The organism is Reyranella sp. (genome assembly GCF_004297265.1).
In the GTDB taxonomy this organism is placed as follows: Bacteria; Pseudomonadota; Alphaproteobacteria; order Reyranellales; family Reyranellaceae; genus Reyranella.
Genome location: NZ_SCUT01000062.1, coordinates 1 through 18,595, shown reverse-complemented (window position 1 = coordinate 18,595; position 18,595 = coordinate 1). Strand labels below are relative to the sequence as shown.

The 18,595-nt window shown below is 64.8% G+C and carries 20 protein-coding genes, 1 tRNA gene and 1 riboswitch; of the genes, 7 read left to right on the top strand and 14 right to left on the bottom strand.

The window, feature by feature from the left end; all coding sequences use genetic code 11:
- Positions 1-34: 34 nt before the first annotated feature.
- A riboswitch (FMN riboswitch) is annotated at positions 35-179 on the top strand.
- A 78-nt stretch (positions 180-257) separates the two neighbouring features.
- The gene (locus EPO41_RS27920) at positions 258-707 is read left to right on the top strand and encodes a 6,7-dimethyl-8-ribityllumazine synthase (protein ID WP_296332477.1); all 450 of its coding nucleotides are present in this window, start codon (positions 258-260) and stop codon (positions 705-707) included.
- An 89-nt stretch (positions 708-796) separates the two neighbouring features.
- On the opposite strand, the gene dctP is transcribed toward EPO41_RS27920, so the two are convergent.
- From dctP to EPO41_RS27905, 3 genes are all read right to left on the bottom strand, one after another.
- Entirely contained in the window at positions 797-1,885 is a 1,089-nt protein-coding gene (dctP, locus tag EPO41_RS27915) for a TRAP transporter substrate-binding protein DctP (RefSeq protein WP_296332476.1), read from the bottom strand.
- Positions 1,886-1,966: 81 nt separating this feature from the next.
- Positions 1,967-2,749: a 3-hydroxybutyrate dehydrogenase gene (locus EPO41_RS27910; RefSeq protein ID WP_296332475.1), complete on the bottom strand. Its 783-nt coding sequence runs from the start codon at positions 2,747-2,749 to the stop codon at positions 1,967-1,969.
- A 10-nt stretch (positions 2,750-2,759) separates the two neighbouring features.
- Positions 2,760-3,785 (bottom strand): LacI family DNA-binding transcriptional regulator, encoded by a 1,026-nt coding sequence (locus tag EPO41_RS27905; RefSeq protein ID WP_296332474.1) that lies wholly within the window; start codon positions 3,783-3,785, stop codon positions 2,760-2,762.
- On the opposite strand from EPO41_RS27905, the gene EPO41_RS27900 reads away from it, so the two are divergent.
- On the top strand, positions 3,733-4,779 hold the full coding sequence (locus EPO41_RS27900) for an NAD(P)-dependent oxidoreductase (protein WP_296332473.1): 1,047 nt from the start codon (positions 3,733-3,735) through the stop codon (positions 4,777-4,779). The genes EPO41_RS27905 and EPO41_RS27900 overlap by 53 nt on opposite strands.
- 33 nt (positions 4,780-4,812) lie before the next feature.
- Here EPO41_RS27900 and EPO41_RS27895 read toward each other — a convergent pair whose 3' ends face one another.
- Positions 4,813-5,343: a dihydrofolate reductase family protein gene (locus EPO41_RS27895; protein ID WP_296332470.1), complete on the bottom strand. Its 531-nt coding sequence runs from the start codon at positions 5,341-5,343 to the stop codon at positions 4,813-4,815.
- Between the two features lie 29 nt (positions 5,344-5,372).
- Complete coding sequence (locus tag EPO41_RS27890) at positions 5,373-6,188, bottom strand: N-acyl homoserine lactonase family protein (protein ID WP_296332468.1); 816 nt, start codon at positions 6,186-6,188, stop codon at positions 5,373-5,375.
- A gap of 176 nt (positions 6,189-6,364) precedes the next feature.
- Between EPO41_RS27890 and EPO41_RS27885 the strand changes: the two genes are divergently transcribed.
- The 3 genes from EPO41_RS27885 (at position 6,365) to EPO41_RS27875 (ending at position 7,693) form a co-directional block, all read left to right on the top strand.
- The gene (locus EPO41_RS27885) at positions 6,365-6,619 is read left to right on the top strand and encodes a hypothetical protein (RefSeq protein ID WP_296332466.1); all 255 of its coding nucleotides are present in this window, start codon (positions 6,365-6,367) and stop codon (positions 6,617-6,619) included.
- 133 nt (positions 6,620-6,752) lie between these two features.
- Positions 6,753-6,914, top strand: a complete 162-nt coding sequence (locus tag EPO41_RS27880; RefSeq protein WP_296332465.1) for a hypothetical protein — start codon at positions 6,753-6,755, stop codon at positions 6,912-6,914.
- 152 nt (positions 6,915-7,066) lie between these two features.
- A complete protein-coding gene (locus EPO41_RS27875; RefSeq protein ID WP_296332462.1) occupies positions 7,067-7,693 on the top strand; it encodes a hypothetical protein in 627 nt (208 codons plus the stop codon).
- Positions 7,694-7,941: 248 nt separating this feature from the next.
- Here the strand turns inward: EPO41_RS27875 and EPO41_RS27870 are convergent, their stop codons facing one another.
- The 8 genes from EPO41_RS27870 to EPO41_RS27840 form a co-directional block, all read right to left on the bottom strand.
- Entirely contained in the window at positions 7,942-8,922 is a 981-nt protein-coding gene (locus EPO41_RS27870) for a tripartite tricarboxylate transporter substrate binding protein (RefSeq protein ID WP_296332461.1), read from the bottom strand.
- Positions 8,919-9,548, bottom strand: a complete 630-nt coding sequence (locus EPO41_RS27865; protein WP_296332460.1) for a glutathione S-transferase family protein — start codon at positions 9,546-9,548, stop codon at positions 8,919-8,921. Before EPO41_RS27865 ends, EPO41_RS27870 begins: the two co-directional genes overlap by 4 nt.
- Positions 9,549-9,557: 9 nt before the next feature.
- A complete protein-coding gene (locus EPO41_RS27860) occupies positions 9,558-10,427 on the bottom strand; it encodes an NAD(P)-dependent oxidoreductase (RefSeq protein WP_296332459.1) in 870 nt (289 codons plus the stop codon).
- Positions 10,428-10,676: 249 nt separating this feature from the next.
- Positions 10,677-11,123, bottom strand: coding sequence for a hypothetical protein (locus tag EPO41_RS29785; protein ID WP_363247673.1), 447 nt, complete (start codon positions 11,121-11,123; stop codon positions 10,677-10,679).
- Positions 11,120-11,830 (bottom strand): hypothetical protein, encoded by a 711-nt coding sequence (locus tag EPO41_RS27855; RefSeq protein ID WP_296332458.1) that lies wholly within the window; start codon positions 11,828-11,830, stop codon positions 11,120-11,122. Before EPO41_RS27855 ends, EPO41_RS29785 begins: the two co-directional genes overlap by 4 nt.
- A 253-nt stretch (positions 11,831-12,083) precedes the next feature.
- On the bottom strand, positions 12,084-12,980 hold the full coding sequence (locus EPO41_RS27850) for a trypsin-like peptidase domain-containing protein (protein ID WP_296332456.1): 897 nt from the start codon (positions 12,978-12,980) through the stop codon (positions 12,084-12,086).
- Positions 12,981-13,117: 137 nt separating this feature from the next.
- A complete protein-coding gene (locus tag EPO41_RS27845) occupies positions 13,118-13,714 on the bottom strand; it encodes a hypothetical protein (protein ID WP_296332455.1) in 597 nt (198 codons plus the stop codon).
- Between the two features lie 198 nt (positions 13,715-13,912).
- Positions 13,913-15,376 (bottom strand): L-lactate permease, encoded by a 1,464-nt coding sequence (locus tag EPO41_RS27840; RefSeq protein WP_296332454.1) that lies wholly within the window; start codon positions 15,374-15,376, stop codon positions 13,913-13,915.
- Between the two features lie 122 nt (positions 15,377-15,498).
- On the opposite strand from EPO41_RS27840, the gene EPO41_RS27835 reads away from it, so the two are divergent.
- Positions 15,499-15,574: transfer RNA gene (locus EPO41_RS27835), tRNA-Thr, on the top strand.
- A 201-nt stretch (positions 15,575-15,775) separates the two neighbouring features.
- Positions 15,776-17,068: an integrase arm-type DNA-binding domain-containing protein gene (locus EPO41_RS27830; protein ID WP_296332452.1), complete on the top strand. Its 1,293-nt coding sequence runs from the start codon at positions 15,776-15,778 to the stop codon at positions 17,066-17,068.
- On the opposite strand, the gene EPO41_RS27825 is transcribed toward EPO41_RS27830, so the two are convergent.
- On the bottom strand, positions 17,065-17,427 hold the full coding sequence (locus EPO41_RS27825; protein WP_296332450.1) for a helix-turn-helix domain-containing protein: 363 nt from the start codon (positions 17,425-17,427) through the stop codon (positions 17,065-17,067). The genes EPO41_RS27830 and EPO41_RS27825 overlap by 4 nt on opposite strands.
- Positions 17,428-18,595 lie beyond the last annotated feature (1,168 nt).

The following is an 18,595-nucleotide window of genomic DNA, read 5'->3' as shown; positions in this document are numbered from 1 at the left end:
CGTTTGCAAGCTCTGCACCCTGCCCTTATGGTTTCGATGTTCTCAGGGCAGGGTGAAACTCCCTACCGGCGGTATGCGGCGCGAGCCGCGAGCCCGCGAGCGCCTTCCGCGAGGAAGGGTCAGCAGATCAGGTGCGACGCCTGAGCCGACGGTCATAGTCCGGATGAAAGAGAACGTGTGTCCCGCTGCTTTCGCAGAGCAGCGGGTCCGCGCGTGATCGCCTTGGGTGACGTGTCTGTTCGCCAAAGGAGATTGCCGTGACACAAGCCCACCACACACAAGCCCGCTACGCCTTCGTCAAAGCCAGGTGGCACGCCGACATCGTCGACCGTGCGCTCGACGGATTCCTCGAACTGATTCCCGCCGGGCAGGTCGATGTGTTCGACGTGCCGGGCGCCTTCGAGCTGCCGCTGTTCGCGCGCGACCTTGCCGCGACCGGCAGGTACGCCGCGGTGGCCGCCGCCGCCTTCGTGGTCGATGGCGGCATCTACCGCCACGACTTCGTCGCCCAGGCCGTCGTTGACGGGTTGATGCGGGCCGGTATGGATACCGGCGTGCCGGTCCTGTCGGTGTCGCTGACGCCGCATCACTATCAGGAGACCGACCATCACAACGCGATCTTCCGCGCGCACTTCGTCGAGAAGGGCCGCGAAGCCGCCCGTGCGGCGCTGATGATCGGCAAGTCGCGCGCCGCCCTCGCGGCCTGAGCGACCATTGTCATCCCGAACGAAGGGAGGGACCTTTCGCGGTACCGCGTAAAGGTCCCTCGCTTGCGCTCGGGATGACAGGGTGCGCGTCAGCGGTCGCTGCGGAAGACCGCCAGGTCTGCGCGGGTATCGGCGATCGAGAACCAGCGATGCTGGGTGGCGCGGAACTGGCGCCAGTTGGCCAGGATCTTCTTGAACTGCTCGTTCTGCGCCGCCTCTTCGTCGAGCACGGCTTCCAGCGCGCCGCGCAGCGCCTTGATCACTTCTTCCGGCAGCACCGAGAGCTGCGTGCCGGCGGCGACCAGCCGGGCGATCGCCACGGCGTTCTTGGCGTCGTAGGAAGCGAGCATCTCGGTCATCGAATAGTTGCAGGCATATTTCAGGATTGCCTGGTAGCGCGGCGGCAGGGATGCCCAGGCGGCCTTGCCGATCATGAGCTGGTTGACCGCCTCGAGTTCCATCACGCCCGGCGTGTAGTAATACTTGGCGACCTTGTTGAAGCCGAGCTTCTCGTCGTCGTAGGGGCCGACCCACTCGCAGGCGTCGAGCGTGCCGCGTTCCATCGCCGGGTAGATGTCGCCGCCGGCGATCTGCTGCGGCACGGCGCCGAGCTTGGCGAAGACCTTGCCGCCGAAACCGGCGGTGCGGATCTTGAGACCGGAGAAATCGGCCGGCGTCTTCAGCTCCTTGCGGAACCAGCCGAACATCTGGCCGCCGGTCTGTCCTGCCGGCAGCGCCACGACGTTGAAGCTGTCATAGACCTCATCCATCAGCTTCCGGCCGTCGCCGAACATCATCCAGGCATTGTGCATTCGCGGCGTGAGGCCGAACGGCACCGAGCCGTCGAAGACGAAGCTCGGGTTCTTGCCTATATAGTAGCCGGTGTAGGTGTGACCGCATTCGACCGTGGCGTTCGACACCGCATCCAGCACCTGCAGGCCGGGAACGATTTCCCCGGCGCCGTACGGCGTGATCGTGAACTTGCCGTCGGACATCTCGCCGACGACCCGCGCGATCGTCTGCGAGGCCCCATAGAGCGTGTCGAGGCTCTTGGGGAAGCTTGAGGTGAGGCGCCATTTCACCACCTCGTTGGTCTGCTGGCCGAAGGCCGGCGAAGCCGCCGCGACCGCGGCCAGGGAGGCTGCGGCGGGGCCGAATTGTCGACGCGTGACGTTCATGGGTTTCCTCCTGTTCTTGCCTTGTTGTGCAAATACTAGGAGGGAGTTCTTGGTACCGCTACCACAAAAAGCCAGGAACGATCAGCTCGCGCTCCAGCCACCATCGACCGGCAGGGCGGCGCCGGTGATGTCGGCGGCGCCGGGTCCGCACAGGAAGGTCGCCAGGGCGGCCACGCTCTCCATCGCCACGAACCGGCCCGAGGGTTGGCGCCCGGCCATGAATTTCCCGACCGCCTGCTCGCGCGGCAGGCCCTCGGCATCCATGAATTCCTCCAGCCGCTGCTCGATGGCCGGCGTCGGCGAAGAGCCGGGGCAGATGGCATTGCAGGTGATGTTGTCGCGCGCCGTCTCCAGCGCCACGGCGCGCGTGAAGCCGATCAGCGCCGTCTTGGTGGTGATGTAGTCGACCCGGTTCACGCCGCCGAACAGGCCGTAGACCGAGGAGATGTTGAGGATGCGGCCGAAGCCGCGTGCGCGCATGCCGGCGAGCACCAGGCGCGTCGTGTGGAACGCGGCCGACAGGTTCACCGCCAGGGCCCGGTCCCAGTCCTCCGGCTGGAACGTCTCGACCGGCGCGAAGTGACGGACGACGGCGTTGTTGATCAGGATGTCGACGCCGCCAAACGTGTGTTCGGCCGCAGCGACCAGGTCGGCGATCTGCTTCGGCTCGGCAAGGTCCGCACCATGATGCAGCGCGCGCACGCCGTGCGTCTCTTCGAGCGCGCGCCGCCGGCCTTCGATCTCGCCCGCGTCGCCGAACCCGTTCATCACGATGGTGCAGCCCTCGGCGGCGAGGCGCTCGGCCATCGCATAGCCCAATCCCTGCGTGGACCCGGTGATGAGCGCGCATCTGCCCTTCAGCATGCGGTTTCCTTTAGCTGCTCTCGCGTTGCACGATCTCGAAGCCGAGATCGAGCCTGATGCGATCGGCCGGCGCGCCCTGCAGGCGGCCCACGAGAAGCTCGGCGCTGCGCTTTCCGATCTCCTGCCGCGGAATGCGCAGGGTCGTGACGCTGGGCACCGCGTGCCGCAGGAGATCGACGTCGTCGAAGCTCGCGATGGCGATGCGTCCCGGCACGGGCCAGCCGCGGCGCTGGCATTCGAACAGCGCGCCCACCGCCAGCACTTCGCCGGCGAAGAAACCGGCATCGAGATCGGGGTGGGCGTTCATCAGCCGCACCAGCGCGTCGGCCCCCTCGCTGAAGCCGCCGTCCGCTTCGAGCACGAGGCTCTCGTCGGCCGGCCGGCCGAGTTCGGCCAGCGCCGCGAAGTAGCCGCGGCGGCGCTCCTCCGAGCGGTCGTTGTCGCGCACCGGCAGGGTGACGAAGCCGATCCGGCGATAGCCGAGGCGCGCGAGGTGGAGCGTCATGGCGCGGGCGGCCTCGAAGTTCGAGTAGCTGACCGCCATGTCGAGTGGATCGTCGGGCAGGTTGCCGGTCTCGATCACCGGCACGCCGCTCGCCTCGACGAGCTTGCGCACGCGCTTGCTGTGGACCGTGTTGTGCAGGATGAGGCCGCAGACGCGCTGCGCCAGGAAGGCCGCGACCAGCGCCTCCTCGTCTTCGAGCCGGTGGCCGCTGTCGGCGATCATCAGGTGCAGCCCGTTGGCGCGCAGCCCGTCGGACGCGGCCTGGATCATGCTGGCATAGAGCGAGTTGCGGATGCTGGGCACGATGAGACCGACGACGTTGGTGCGATTCGACGACAGGCTGCCGGCGATGCGGTTCGGCAGGTAGCCGAACTCGCGCACCGCGGCATCGACCTTGCGCCGCATCTCCTCCGACACTGCCGACGGCTGGCGCAGGGCGCGGGACACCGTCATCGGCGACACGCCGGCATGGCGGGCGATGTCGCGCATCTTCAGAGTGCTGCCGCTGTTGCGCGGCGCCCTGTCCCTCATCCGCCTGTCCGTGTTGACGCTCTCGACACGCGGCGATTATAGGCTGGTAGCGATACCAGAAAAGCGAAAGAGTGATCGGATCACGGAGGAAACGGGCATGACGGGTCAATTGCTGGGGTTTGTCGGCGTGGGCCGCATGGGCGGGCCGATGGCGCAGCGCCTGCTCGATGCGGGCTACCGGCTGTGCGTCTACGACGTGTCGGAGGAGGCGACGAAGCCGCTGGTCGCGCGCGGCGCGCAGCGCGCCCAGTCGCCGGCCGACGTGGCCTCGACCGCCGAGATCGTGCTGATGAGCCTGCCGACGCCCGCCATCGTGCGCGAGGTGGTCCTGGGCTCCAACGCCGGCATCGCGAACGGCTCCGCGATCCGTACCCTGATCGATCTCTCGACCACGGGCCCCGGTGTCGCGGGCGAAGTCGCGGCCCGGCTCGCCGAGCGCGACATCGGCTGGGTCGATGCGCCGGTGAGCGGCGGCGTCACCGGCGCCCAGGCGGGAACGCTCGCGGTGATGGTGTCGTGCCCGACGCCGACCTATCAGGCGCTGCAGCCGGTGCTGAAGACCTTCGGCAAGCTCTTCCATACCGGCGAGAAGCCCGGCCTCGCGCAGACCGCCAAGCTCGCCAACAACATGCTGGCCGCGACCGCGCTCGTGGCCACGTCGGAGGCGCTGGCCATGGGCGTGAAGGCGGGCCTCGACGCGAAGGTCCTGATCGACATCATCAACGTGTCGAGCGGCCGCAACAGCGCCAGCCAGGACAAGTTCCCGCGCGCCGTGCTGCCACGCACCTTCGACTTCGGATTCGCCACCGCGCTGTCGCACAAGGACGTGCGCCTCTGCCTCGACGAGGCGCAGAACATGGGCGTGCCCATGCTGGTGGGCGCGGCGGTGCTCGAGATGCTCGCCGTCACCAAGGCGCGATTCGGCCCCGACTCCGACTTCACCATGGTGGCGAAGGTCCTGGAGGAGTGGGCCGGCGTCGAGATCAAGGGCTGAAGGCCTGCGTTTCGGGATCAGGCCGGCCCACGATCAGGCCGGGACGTAGCTCAACCGGATCACATCCTCGTCGATCCGGTCATGGGACATGAGGCGGAGCGGCGGCTGCGGACCGGCGAAATAGGGCGTGCCGCTGCCGAGCACGACGGGGTGCAGGTAGATCCGATATTCGTCGATCAGGCCGAGTTCGGTGAGGCTTCGCGCCAGGGTCGGGCCGGCGACTTCGATCTCGCCGTCGCGCCCGGCCTTCAGCCTGCGGATCGCGCGCTCGAGATCGTCCTTGATGAGCGTGGCGTTGGGGCCGACCGATTCCAGCGAGCGTGAGACGACCCATTTCGGCTGCCGCCGCCACGCCGCCGCGAAGGCGTGGCGGTCTGCGTCCCAGTCGGGCTGATCGTCGTCCCAGTACCGCATGAGCTCGTACACATGCCGGCCGTACAGGCTGCCGGCCTGCCCCTCCGCCTCCTTGATGAAGTGACGGAAGAGCGCGGGGCGCGGCCCGAACGACATATGGTCGACATAGCCGTCCAGCGACTGGTTCATGCCGAAGACGAGCCTGGCCACCGCGTTTCCCTTTCCTGCGCGTGAGGCGATCAGTCGAGCCGGACGCTGATGCCCTCGAGGCCGGGCCGCGAGGCCGGATAGCGGGTCGTGACCTCGGCATCGTGGCCCGGGATCACCATCTCGATGCGGCCGTCGGCCAGCTTCTTCAGTCTGTCGTAGCCGGCCAGCATGTCGGCGACCGAGTAGACGATCGAGAACAGCTTGTCGTTGTTGACGCCCCAGAAATAGTGGCTGGCGTCGGAGGCGAGCACGAGCCAGCCGTTGCGCGTCATGATGCGCACCGACTGGATGCCGGCGGTGTGGCCGCCGATCAGGTGCAGCGAGATGCCGGGCTGCAGCTCCTCGTCGCCGTCATGGAACACCAGCCGGCCGTTGTAGAGCGCGCGCACCATGCCGACGATGTCGTCGCATTCGTAGGCGTGGCGGAACGGTCCCTTGCACATGTGCCGGCCGGTCGCGAAGTTCATCTCCTTGTCCTGGAGATGGAAGCGCGCCTTCGGGAAGCGGTCCCAGTTGCCGATATGGTCGTAGTGGAGATGGGTGACGATGACGTCCTCGACCTCCTTCGCATCGACGCCGATTTCCGACAGGAGATCGGCGGGATTCTTCTTCACCTCGCGGCCACGCTGCTTGCCCACCGTGGCGTTGAAGCCGGTGTCGATGACGATGGGCTTGCCGCCGATCGCGCGGTGACCGTTCTCGTCGAGCGGGATCGCCACCCAGACGAAATAGTCCATCGGGAAGTCGGCGTCGTGTGGGTCGGGATTGATCTGCACTTCCCACGCCTTGCGCGGCAGGTGGGCATATTTGACCGCATGCACCTCGTAAATGGGCGTCGAACGCATCTTTGTTTCCTTCCCGGCGGGTTCGTTGCCGGGACCCTAGCGCGCCGGCCGCCTCTCGCGCTACACTGACGGCATGGCCCGCATGGACCTCCTTGGAAGGCGAATTAGCACCGCGGTTTGCACTGCAAACCGTTGCGTTGCTGCGTTCGCCTGCCCTTCGTCCAAGGAACCGTCCGATGTCTGCCGTCCTCTCCCTCAAGCGTAACAATTCCGCCGTCCGTTACTGTTTCGAAGCCGACGCCGAGCCTGGCGTGCTGCCGCGCGCGCTCGAACTGATCGCCAAGCGCGGCCTCGTGCCCGCCCGCGTCTTCGCCCAGGCCGACGGCGACGGACTCAATGTGGAGATCGAGGTCGAAGGGCTGGAGCCGGCGGTCGCCGAACACGTCGGCCGCTCGCTCGGCCAGATCGTCGGCGTGCGACACGTTTTCTAAAACGTATCAACAAAATTGACCTCACCCTGAGGAGCGCTCCGCAGGAGCGCGTCTCGAAGGGTGGGCACGAGCACCACGTTCGTTACCCATCCTTCGAGACGCACGCCTTCGGCGTGCTCCTCAGGACGAGGTCATGGTGTGCGGAACGGCCTCAGGCCGCCAGCCGCTCCACGATCGCGTCGATGTGGAGGCGGGCGACATCGATCGCGGGGAAGCCCGCCGTCGTCTCGTCGAACATGAGGGCGAGGTCGGTGCCGGCGAGCAGGATGGCCTCGACGCCGTCGCGGCGCTGTAGGTCGGCGGCGAGGCGGCGATAGCCCTCGGCGTCGGCGGGCTGGGTGTCGAGGATTCGCCGATAGGCGGTGCCGGCAGACCTTTTGACACCAGTACAGGCAAAAGCGGCAGCCGGGATTGTTTCGGCAGACGGCTTGGGTGATGCTTGCGCGTATGCCGCTCGAATATTGGGACGACAGAAAAAAGAAGTACGTGCTTTATGTTAGCAGCCAGCAGCACAGCTTGGACTGCGAACGCTTTCCATTTAATCATATCCCGTGCCGCGTGTTTCTCGACACGAATGTGATCAACTGCCTTGTCAAATGGCGATCCCAAATCTTCGAGCGCGAACCGATTCCGCCGAACACAGAAGAGACCTTGGCGCTAGATATCGAAGCGTTAATGCATGTCTTTCATGTGGGAAGTAGGGCGGATTGGGATCTTGTGGGTTCTCCTAAGACGCTCGACGAACTCTCGCGCACCCGCAATCCTGATCTTCGTGATGATCTTCTAGACTATGGCATCCAAATTGTTGATCACCTTCCTAAGACGGATGATCGTCAGCTAACTTTTGAGTTCGCCCACCATCTCTTCGATTCTCCGTCAGTGATCGCACTTCCCGATATTGCTGATCGCGAGTTGATTGGAAACGCGATCACGCTCGAATGTGACGCATTCTGCACCTGTGATCGCAGTACAATAGTGAGCAAGCGCAACAAGTTGCATCGCTTGCCACTTCGCATCCTGACGCCAGCTGAATGGTGGTCGCATGTGAAGCCATGGGCCGGCCTTTGGGGCTAGGCATGCTGTCGTGAAGCGCTGTTAGTGTCGAGACCATAGCGGCACTAGGCATGCTACGGGGAAACGTTCTCCTAAGGTCCTTCCGGTTTCAAATTCACACGCAAAACCTCATCCTCAAGAGCATGCTGAAGGTATGCGTCTCGACGGATGGATAGCAAACGCTGTGCTCGTGCCCATGCTTCGAGACGCGCTCCTGCGGAGCGCTCCTCAGCATGAGGTGGATGTTGGTGACGAAGCGCTTGTTCACTTCACTCCGCGAAGGTGATCTTGTTGTCGCGGATCACCTTGCCCCAGGTCTCGACCTCGCCCTTGGCGAAGCTGTCCATCTGGGCGGCGGGCCAGTCCTTCAGCACGGTGCCGAGCTGGTTGGCGCGGGCGACGACGGCTTCCATCTTGCCGACCTTGACCATCGCGGCGTTGAGCTTGTCGACGATCGGCTGCGGCGTGCCGGCCGGTGCGAACAAAGCGAACCAGCCGTCGAGGGTGAAGCCCGGCAGCCCCGCTTCGGCGGTCGTCGGGATGTCGGGGAATGACGGCAGACGCTTGTCGCTGGCCAGCGCCAGCGCCTTCACGTTGCCGTTGCGGATATGGCCGGAGACGGCGGGCGGCGTCACGATCAGCACCTCGACCTGGCCCGCCACGATGTCGGCGGTCGCCGGTCCCGAGCCCTTGTAGGGCACGTGCACCATGTCGAGCCCGGCCGCCTTGTTCAGCAGCACGCCGCCGAGATGCGGCACGGATCCCGCACCCACCGAGGCGTAGTTCAGCTTGCCGGGATTGGCCTTGGCGTAGGCGATGAAGCTCTTGAGGTCGTCGACCGGCACCTTCTTGGCGACCACGATGACGTGCGGCGCCATCGCGCCCATCGCGACGCCGACGAAATCGTCGGGCTTCCAGTTGAGGTCCTTGATCAGCGCCGGGTTGGCCGAATGGTAGGCCGAATACTGCATCAGGATCGTGTAGCCGTCGGGCTTGGCGCGGGCGACGATGGCGGTGCCGATATTGCCGTTGCCGCCGCCCTTGTTGTCGACGATCACCTGGACGCCCAGCTCCTGGCTCAGCAGGTCGGAATAGAGCCGCGCCACCAGATCGGTGCCGCCGCCCGGCGGCGCCGGCACCACCATGGTGATCGGCTTGTCGGGGTAATTGGCTTGGGCGAAAGCGGTGCCGGTGAGGGCGGTCGTGGCGAGGCCAGTGGTCGCAAGGGCGACGAAGCTGCGACGTTTCATGGGTAGTTCCTCCTCCAGGTTTCTTTCAGTTCCGGCCGCTCGTCGACCTTGCGGGCGATGGCAAAGAGCCTGGGCGTCTCGGCCTCGAACCAGCCGCGCCGCGGGCGCCAGCGGGTCATCACGCCGATATAGATGTCGAGGGCGGAGAAGCGCTCGCCCAGGAACCACGGCGCGCCGGCCGCGCTCTCGACCTGGCGCCACAGGCGCTGGGCATAGGCGTCGGTGGCGGCGCGGAACGGATCGCGCGCATTGTTGACCGAGACGAAGCGCGCCGGATCGTCGGCATAGGTGAAGGTCGGGTAGATGTTGGCGACCAGGAACACCAGCCAGCGCAGGAACGCCGCACGCTCCGCAGCACCCGGTCCCGGCACCAGCGCGTCGCTGCCGGTCACGTCGGCCAGCAGCAAAGTGATGGCCGCGCTCTCGCTCATCACGCTGCCGTCGGGCATCACCAGTGTGGGCACCTGTGCCAGCGGATTGACCTTCTGAAGCCTGGTCTTCGCGTCGGGGTCCTTGAACAGGTCCCCGACCGTCTCGTAGGTGAAGGGCAGCCCGTACCAGTCGAGCTGCGCCTCGACGAGGGCCGAGCCCCAGCCGGGCCGCCCCCACAGCGTGTATCCGCTCATACTTTGCCCCTACGGCTTCTGCAGCGGCTGGATCAGGCTGGACGTGTCCCAGCGGCCGCCGCCGCGCGCCTGCACCCGCTCGTAGAACTGGTCGACAAGTGCCACCAGCGGCATGGCGGCCTTCTGGCGCTTGCCCTCGGCCAGCGCGATGCCGAGGTCCTTGCGCATCCAGTCGACGGCGAAGCCGTAGTCGAACTTGCCGTTCACCATGTTCTGCCAGCGATTCTCCATCTGCCAGCTCTGTGCCGCGCCCTTGGAGATGGCGCCCAGCGCCTTCTCCATGTCGAGCCCGGCGCGCTGGCCGAGGTTCAGCGCCTCGGCGAGGCCCTGCACGATGCCGGCGATGCACATCTGGTTCATCATCTTGGTGATCTGGCCGGCGCCCGACGGGCCGATCAGGGTCACCGCCTTGGAGAAGGCGTCGGCCACCGGCTTGGCACGCTCGAACGGCGCGGCATCGCCGCCACACATCACGGTGAGCTGGCCGTTCTCGGCGCCCGCCTGGCCGCCCGAGACCGGCGCGTCGATGAAGTCGATGCCGAGCTTCTTGCCCTCGGCATGGAGCTCGCGCGCGATGTCGGCCGAGGCGGTGGTGTTGTCGAAGAAGATGGTGCCCTTGCCCATGCCGGCGAAGGCGCCGTCCGGCCCCAGCACGACCGAGCGCAGATCGTCGTCGTTGCCGACGCAGCAGAACACGATCTCCTGGCCGGCGGCGGCCTCCTTCGGCGTGCGGGCGGCCTTGCCCTTGTGCTTCTGCGTCCAGGCCTCGGCCTTGGCGAAGGTGCGATTGTAGACCGTGACCTCATGGCCCTTGGCGGCGAGATGCCCCGCCATCGGAAAGCCCATCACGCCCAGTCCCAGAAATGCCACCTTGGCCATCGTTCCCTCCCGCGAAATCCGCCCCGTCCGCCGGGGCGGCGGCGATCATAGAGGCAAAATGCGACTGTGCCAGAGGGTGTGAAGTGGGGGGTACAGCGGTCTAGGAAGGACCAAGGTCGCAGCGGCGACAATGAACCGCTACTTTGGCTGCTAGCGCGGCGTTGCTAAGGCCCTTAAGCAAGCCTTCTAGACTAGCGCCTTCCCATTGGTGTCGGATGGCTGCTTTGGTAGTGGCGATGAATACCTGCCTCATGGTGTTTGGGCGGCTGCTTGGGCTGCTGCTGCGTAGTTGACTCTTAGTCTTTCCAAATTGCCGGAATATAGGCTCGTCGGGAGCCTCCAAAACTCTCCGGGTTGGGCCGCGGTGAACACCGCTTCGATCTCTGGCCAAAAGCGAATCAGAGAGGCCGCTTGGACATTGCGTCTTGCTTGTGCCCAGACAGACGGAAGGATCAAACCACAAACGCCAGACTGCTGAACTGCGGCAATCAAGTGAGGGCGTTTGAGCATGTTGGCGTCGGCGGTGATGATCGCTTTCCCACCTTCCGAAGCAAACCGTGGAAGCCACGTTTCGTCCAATGTTCGGGCGGCGTGAAAGTCTCGGACTCCGGTGAGTTCCCATCCGGCGCTAAGTGCCACGATCCTTAGCGCCTGAACGATCTTGGGCGCGACGTGCTCGTCGGCCCGGACTTTCACTCAGGTAACCCCAGTTCAAATTCTACCGCTTCGCGCGCTAGATCTTCGGTAATTTCGTACCAGTCAGCGGCCGCCGGATAGCTTCCATTTTCGGCCTTCCATGTTCGGAAGATCGCGGCCGTAGGTACGCCGTCCGGAAGAATTGCAGGCTGTCCGTAGGCAACTAGAGGGTTAAGCGCAACGTGCGGGTACTCTTTAGTCGGCCGCCACTCCCGCGCCATTCCAGACGCGGGATCAAACTCGACACCCTTGGCTAGAACCTCTTCCAGCACAACGTACATCGCGTACTGCTTAGTCACGAGGTTAAGCAGAAACTTGTCGCCCGTTTCCTGTGCCGCGTGAGAAAACACGGTCACTCGATCAGTGAGAAACTTTACGTTGGACATGGCGAACGGGTGCTGATGGCCAAAGTCCTTGCGTGCCTGTTCGGCAGCTTTCCGCAGCGATTGCAAGCTGACACCTTGCTTGCGGAAGTGCTCAACGAATCGCACCTCGATTAAATCCCAGAAGCCCAACTCCTGGGCACCTTCGATCGGTTTGTATTGACGCTTGATGATCGCCGCCGCGCCACGCTGATGACCCTGAAGCCATGCAGTGATCTTGCTCGGCTGACCTATGCCTAACAGGCGCGCGGCTTCGCGTACGGTATAGAATCCGCCAGCAACAGGATCGCCTACTGCCCGATCAATGGATTGAACAACGCCCATAGGGAACCTTACGAGAACGTTGGGGGCCGTGTACAGAGAGAAGTCAAGGCCATGCGATTGCGGTGAATAGCTTCCTTACACGGTAATTCTGGCACCAGAACCATTAGAGATAGAGTCGGTGGCCTCGTCGATCTTGCGCGGTCGACTTCTGGTCGCGGCTTGTCAAGTTCACCTCATGCATACACCGCTGCGGCGGCTACACTCGTAGAGCTAGCGACAGTCCAACGTCAGTGAGGGGAGCCAGCGCCGCCCCTCACCCCCCGAACCGCAGGCCCGGCAGGTGCGAGGTGAGCCACGGCCGCAGGCCCGATACCCGCACGAAGTACGAGGAGTCACCGTAGCGGTCGCCGCCATTGGCGTTCACGCCGACCACCGCCCAGCCGGCCTGCGTGCGCATCCACAGCGAGCCGCCGCTGTCGCCCGAGCCCAGCAGGCCGTCGAGCCGGCCGGCGCCTTCGCTCTCGCGGCGCAGCTTCACCGAGAGCCAGTTGCCGCGATCGCCGGTGCGCGGCGGCGGCTGCACCAGGTCTTCAACCTCGTCGACGACGTTGGTGGCGGCGGCCTTGGATCCCGACGGACCGTCATAGGCGTCGCCCTGGCCGGCCGAGCCGATGCCGCGCGCGCCGTAGCCCACCATCACCACCTGTTGGCCTTCCTCGCGCGTGCCGCCATAGAGCAGCGGCGCCGGGCCGCCGCCGTTCATCGGCCCGCGGATGCGGATCAGCACGACGTCGTAGCCGGTGGTCTCGTCGTTGTTGCCGTTGAACAGCGGATGGCGGATCTGGCGGTCGCCCTTGCACGGCGTGCCGTCGGGCGCGCGGAAGGTGAAGTCGAAGACCGAATTGTCGCGCGTGAGAAGATGCGAGGCGCTGAGCACCCAGGCATTGCCGCCGTAGTTGCCCAGCCAGGTCGCCGAGCCGATGCCCCAGTCCTGGCCGCCGTCGGTCGAGAGCGCGATGACGGGAGCGAACTGGCTCTGGTTGGCCAGCGCCTCGTGGGCGCGGAAGCCCTCGCTCTCGCGGCCCGGCCGCCCGCCCTCGGACCGCCAGGTGCGGTCCAGCACGATCACGGCGCCAGCGGGTCGCGCGATGGGGAGTGTCGAGAGTCCGGCGAGGCCGGTGGCGAACAGGTGGCGGCGCGTGATGGTCATGGATCGAGCGCAACAAGACCCGCGGCGCGAGGCCGGTCAAGCGCGACGATGAACTCGGAAGCAGGAACGGCCCCGAATCCGGGGCCGTTCGCGAGGTCTTTCAAATCGCCGGGCGCCGAGCGGCCGGCGCGGCAGGCTCAGTAGTAGAAGTACGTGACTTCGATCATCGTCACCGAGCTGTCATCCTGGACCATGATGTCGAGCGACGGTGCGAGCGAGTTCAGGTACCAGTTCATGTAGTCCGGTCCGTTCAGCTGGAACCCGTTGCTGTAGGGGCCCTGAGCGAGAGGACCGGCGCTGGCGAGACGCGTATGCGCCGTGTTGGCATGCGGCGGGGCCGGGGTGGCGAGCACCTGCGGCGCCGTCGAGTTCGAGCCGACGATGGCGATCGAGTCGTTCTGCTGGCTCGAGTTGCCGACGACGCCCTTCACGCCGATGTTGACGCCGCAGATCCGGCAGCCGCCCTTGGGGGCCGCGGGGAAGCTGTCGATGAACCACTTGTCCGAGCCGGCTTCGCCGTACTTGCGCGGAGCCGCCCAGCTTCCGGGACGCGGGGTGGTCGCACCCGTCCCCGAACGCGTGATGTTTTCCGATTTGATCTGGAAGCCCTTGCGGGCCAGCTCCTGGCACTGCTTGGGCATATTGGCCACCGGCACCGCCGATTGCGCCATCGCCACCTGGCTCGCCACCATCACGCCCGCAGACACTGCCAGCATCGTAAGATAGTTCGTCATTGAAACCCCGCTTCACGGCAGATATTTGCCGCAAGAGAATATTGCACGGTCAAAGCGGGCAAATAAGTGTCCAAATGAACACGTTTTGAAGTTATCTTGCGCATCTATTCACTTTGTTGAAATTCTTATTCTATTCTTTCATTCGGCATTAAAAAATCATAATTGCGCATGGAACCTGAAAAAGCAGGTGTCGCGCAGTCAGAGATGGAACAAAAGGACCAGCACCGCCGCGACGCCGGTCAGCAGCGGCGGCAAAGCGAGCGGCCAGGCGCGGCGGTAGAGGGCGGCGTCGGAGGTCGAGAGGGCCAGGATCGCCGCGCCCATCGAGACACGGATTGGCGACAGCATGGTGAGGTTGGCGGTGACGCTGTTCTGGACGGCGGCGATCCACGCCGGATCGAGGACGAGGGCGCGGGCGAGCGCGGTCTCCATCGGCATCAGCATGGCGTTGGCCGCGGCGCCGCTGCCGGTCAGGAAGCCGCCGACCGCGGCGAACAGCGGCACGCCCAGCGCCGCGCCGCGGCCCGCGACCGCGCGCAGCGCCTCGGCGATCGAGGTCGCCATGCCGGAGCCGACATAGAATTCCGCCATCACCACGAAAGCCAAGGTCACGGCGCAGGCGCGCCAGGCGCCGCGCGCCGCTTCGGCCGCGACCTTGGCCAGCGGCGCGCGCGCCATCAGCACCACGGCGAGGCCGATCGACAGCAGCCAGAAGCCCGGTGCGTAGAAGGGCGCGAAGGCCGGCTGGTTGTCGAACGGGCGCAGCGCCCAGAGCGGCTTCAAGAGGTCGCGCAGCGGCGCCACGAGGCGGGTGGCGCAGAGCGTCAGCGTCAGCACCACGTAGGGCGCGGCGGTGCGCAGGGTCGCGCGCAGGCGCGCACCGTCGGGTCGCTCGTCGCGCCAGAAGCGCACGCCGAGCAGGACGGCGGTGGGCGCCGCGGCGGCGATCTCCACGTCGCTGAAGCGGTTGGCCATCCAGACCAGCACCAGCAGCAGTGCCGTCCACAGCGCATCGTCGAGCTTCTGCAGCGCCGGCACCGCGACGCCGGCCTCGCGCGCGAAGCGCCAGTAGAGGAAGAGATACATCGCGTGGATCGGGATCTGCAGCACGGCGGAGCTGAGGCCCAGCTCGCCGGGCGTCAGGCCGGCCAGGGTCGCGCCGACGGTGGTGCCGATGGCCAGCGCGCCCCACGGCACCAGCGACTGGCTGTAGAGGCCGAGCAGCAGGGCCGGGATTCCGCCGATCCCCAGCCGCCGCAGCGCCGCCAGCGCGATGATGTAGCCTACGCCGAAGCCCGTCACCGATTCGGCGAAGGGTGCCAGCAGGAAGCAGACGGCGAACAGGCGGCGCGGCGAGGCCTCGAGCGGGTCGGCGCCCAAGGTCCCGCCACCGGCCCCGCCGCGGGCCAGCGTGGCGCGATGGAAGAAGACGCCGGTGACGATGATGGCGATGACGTGCCAGGAGAGCCACAGGCCGGCCGGTACCTCGCGGCGGAACAGCAGCGCCACGGCGGCCGGGCCATCTGCCTGGAGAACGAGCGTCGCCGAGGCGGCGAGGGTGGCCGCCAGTCCCGCCAGGCCCGCGACCAGCGCGCTGGCGCGGCCCGAGGCCAGCAGGCCGAGCACGAGAAGAAGAGGCAGGAGCGAGAGGAGCGTCGTCATGGCGGGCGTTCTATAGCCTTCCCGCGCGCCGCATGCTTCGGTTTCGGCCGAAAGATGGCGTCAAAACGGGCAAAAACGGCGCCTTGCGCCCGCGCGCCCTTTCGCTTAAACCCGCCGCCACTGCCCCGATAGCTCAGCTGGTAGAGCACGTCATTCGTAATGATGGGGTCGGCGGTTCGATTCCGTCTCGGGGCACCATATTCCATCCGGCCTGGTTCTTAGTTGTCTGCGCTCGTTCGCGGACCACTCAGGACCCTCGTAAAATCAGGCTTTGAGCGTATATTGGCGCTCGCCGCAGTTCGCGGCTGTTCGAGAGCATCCGGCTTCTTTGGGTACACTCTGGGTACACCTGAAAGGCCGGGTACACGGGCGCTTCGCGGTTTACGAGGGACCATTCCCATGGATGAACTGAGCGACACCAAAATCCGTAATGCCAAGCCGGCCGACAAGGAATACACGCTCGCTGACGGCCAGGGCCTAAGCGTTGTGGTGCGACCCAATGGGACTAGGCTGTGGCTTTACCGCTACCGTTTCGGCGGCAAGCGCAAGAATATGTCGTTTGGCACATTTCCGGGCGTCGGACTGAAGTCCGCCCGCGACAAGCGCCACGACGCAGAGAAATTTCTCGACCAGGGGCGGGATCCGGCCGCAGTGCGCGAGGCGCAGCGAAAGGACGACGAGAAGCACAAGCACACCTTTCGCACGGTCGGCGAGGAATGGGTGAGCAAGAAGCTCGAGAAGGAAAACAAGGCCAAAGCGACGATCAAGCGGGAGCGCTGGAATCTCGGCCAGCTCAATCGCGAGATCGGCGATCGACCGTTGTGCGAGATCGAGCCACCCGACTTGCTGACGGCGATGCGACGGGTTGAAGCCCGCGGCCGCTTCTACACAGTGGGCCGGTTGCGCTCGACGGCCTCGCGGGTCTTCCAATTTGGTATTGGGGCGTCGTATTGCGGCAGCGATCCGACCCGCGATTTGAAGCACGCGCTTACCAGGGCCCCCAAGGCGAACCCGCGCCCGGCCCTGACCGACCCGGACGAGGTTGGTGATCTGATGCGCCGCATTGCAGTTTACGACGCCAAAAACGGCGGATTAGTGCGCTACGCCCTCAAGCTGATCGCCTTGACCATGGTGCGGCCGGGCGAGCTTCGGCTAGCGGAGTGGTCCGAATTCGACGAGGCGAACCGGGTATGGTTGATCCCCGCCGAGAAGATGAAGATGCGCGATGATCACGAAGTGCCTCTTTCCCGCCAGGCGCTCGCTATTCTCTTGAAGCTACGGCCGTTGAGCGGCCGATGCCGCTACTTGTTCTCATACGATGATGATGTGCCGATGTCCGACAACACGCTGAACAAGGCTCTACGGATCATGGGCTACGATACCGGTCCCGGAGGCCACCACTGCGCGCACGGTTTCCGCTCGACCGCGTCGACGTTGCTCAACGAGGAGGGCGCGTTCGACGGTGATGTCGTCGAATCCCAACTTGCCCATTCCACCGAGGAAAAGAAGCGGCGGCGACGCGACGAGGTGGTGCGGCGCCAACTTGGCAAGGGCGACAAGAACAAGATTCGCGGCATCTATAACCGTGCGGCTTATTGGTCCGAGCGTGTGCGTTTGATGCAGCATTGGGCTGATCGGCTCGACAGCCTTCGCGACGGGCGCACCGTCTTGCTAAGCAGATCCGCAGCCTAGCGTGCTCTTGATTCGACCTTGGGCAGGGAGGCGTGAAATTGGTCCACGCTGTCGAGATCGATCATGGTCTTGCCTCCTAATTTGTAGGCCTTGATTCGCTCTTGCGCGATCAATTCGTAGGCCTTGGTCTTTCCAAATTTTCCATAACGACAACCGTCCTTGAATACGACGAGCCGACGTTGCCTACTGAAGTCATTGTTAATCAGCGCGTCGAAAATTTGTGCCATGATCGGATGATCAGGCCGAGCTGCACGAGCGGACTTTTCCATCTCGCGACAAGGTGTTGAAGCGCAATCGCTGGGGAGACGGCGTCCGGGGTGACGCTGATCGCGCTCCGGCTGATGTTGGTTTGACGTCATCGACACGGCTCCCATTGCCTAGATTTGTCGGTCTACGTCCTCGACAGTACCAAGCCAAGAGTTTGTGATGCCGGCGCTAGCTCTAGGGTGCTGTGGAGTGTCATTTGGACGGTCGGCCGCCTATAGCAGACTCATCACCCCGAGGCCGTAGGTTCAAATCCCGCCCCCGCAACCATCTTAACCTGCACTATTACGCCGGCTGTCCGGTTATCCAGGCGGCCGCTTATTTTGTGGCGAGGTTCAGGATTCCGGCGAGGTCGCCGTGAAGAAGGATATCGAGCTTGCCGTCCTTGTTCGGGTTGAGCGTGATACGCTCCACGAGCGAGCGCAGGATCTCGCGCTTCTGCCCGGCTATCCTCTCGGGTCAGGATTTTCATGGGGTAGGCGACCTGCGTCCAATATAACGCGTCGCCATCGCGGGGTGCAGCAGCACCAGATTTTCCTTCGTACCGGCGAGCAGGGCTTCCAGCTCCTCGCGCCATGCCGTCAGTTGGGCGAGATCGTCCCCGACCTCTAAGGCCGGAACGCCGTCCTTGATCGCCTGGATGATGTTCTCCTGCTGCCTTGCCAGCTTGCCAGCTTGCTATGCTCGCTCCGGGCCGAGCCGAACACAGCATTCTTTTCACCGTGTACCTTGTTCATATGGCGCGTGTACTCGGCGCTGCGACTGCAAGGCCGTCAGCATGAACCCTTCGAGCTTAGGCGTTGGAAGGATTCAAGGACGAACTCGCGCCTGTGGAAGAAAGCCTTGAAGATGGAATTCCAGTTGTCTTTCTAAAGGATGATCGGCTCGTAATCGGTAAAGTCTGCGTAGGCGATCAGCGGGTGATTGTCTTCGCCATTATCCCGGGCTTTCTGCTGCTTTTCAGCCCATCTCTGGTGCAGGTCCGGCCAATGTCCGCCAGTGGGAGGCCTTCGTGCAGGCGATCGCGGCCGAACGGGGCAGTCTCGTGACGATTCTTAAGGATATGCGGGCCTTCCTATTGCCCATATAGAATTGGCGCGGAAGCTGGACGCAGAGGCAATTAGCGAGCGCCGCCGGCCAAAACGTTCCGAAGGGTCGCACTAGCTGACACCCCCTCTGTTCAGGTAGCATTTTATGCAACGAGGGAGTGTGGGGGCCTGATCTCGGGGGCATCTCCATGGCGATGGCCATTGTGGAACGCGG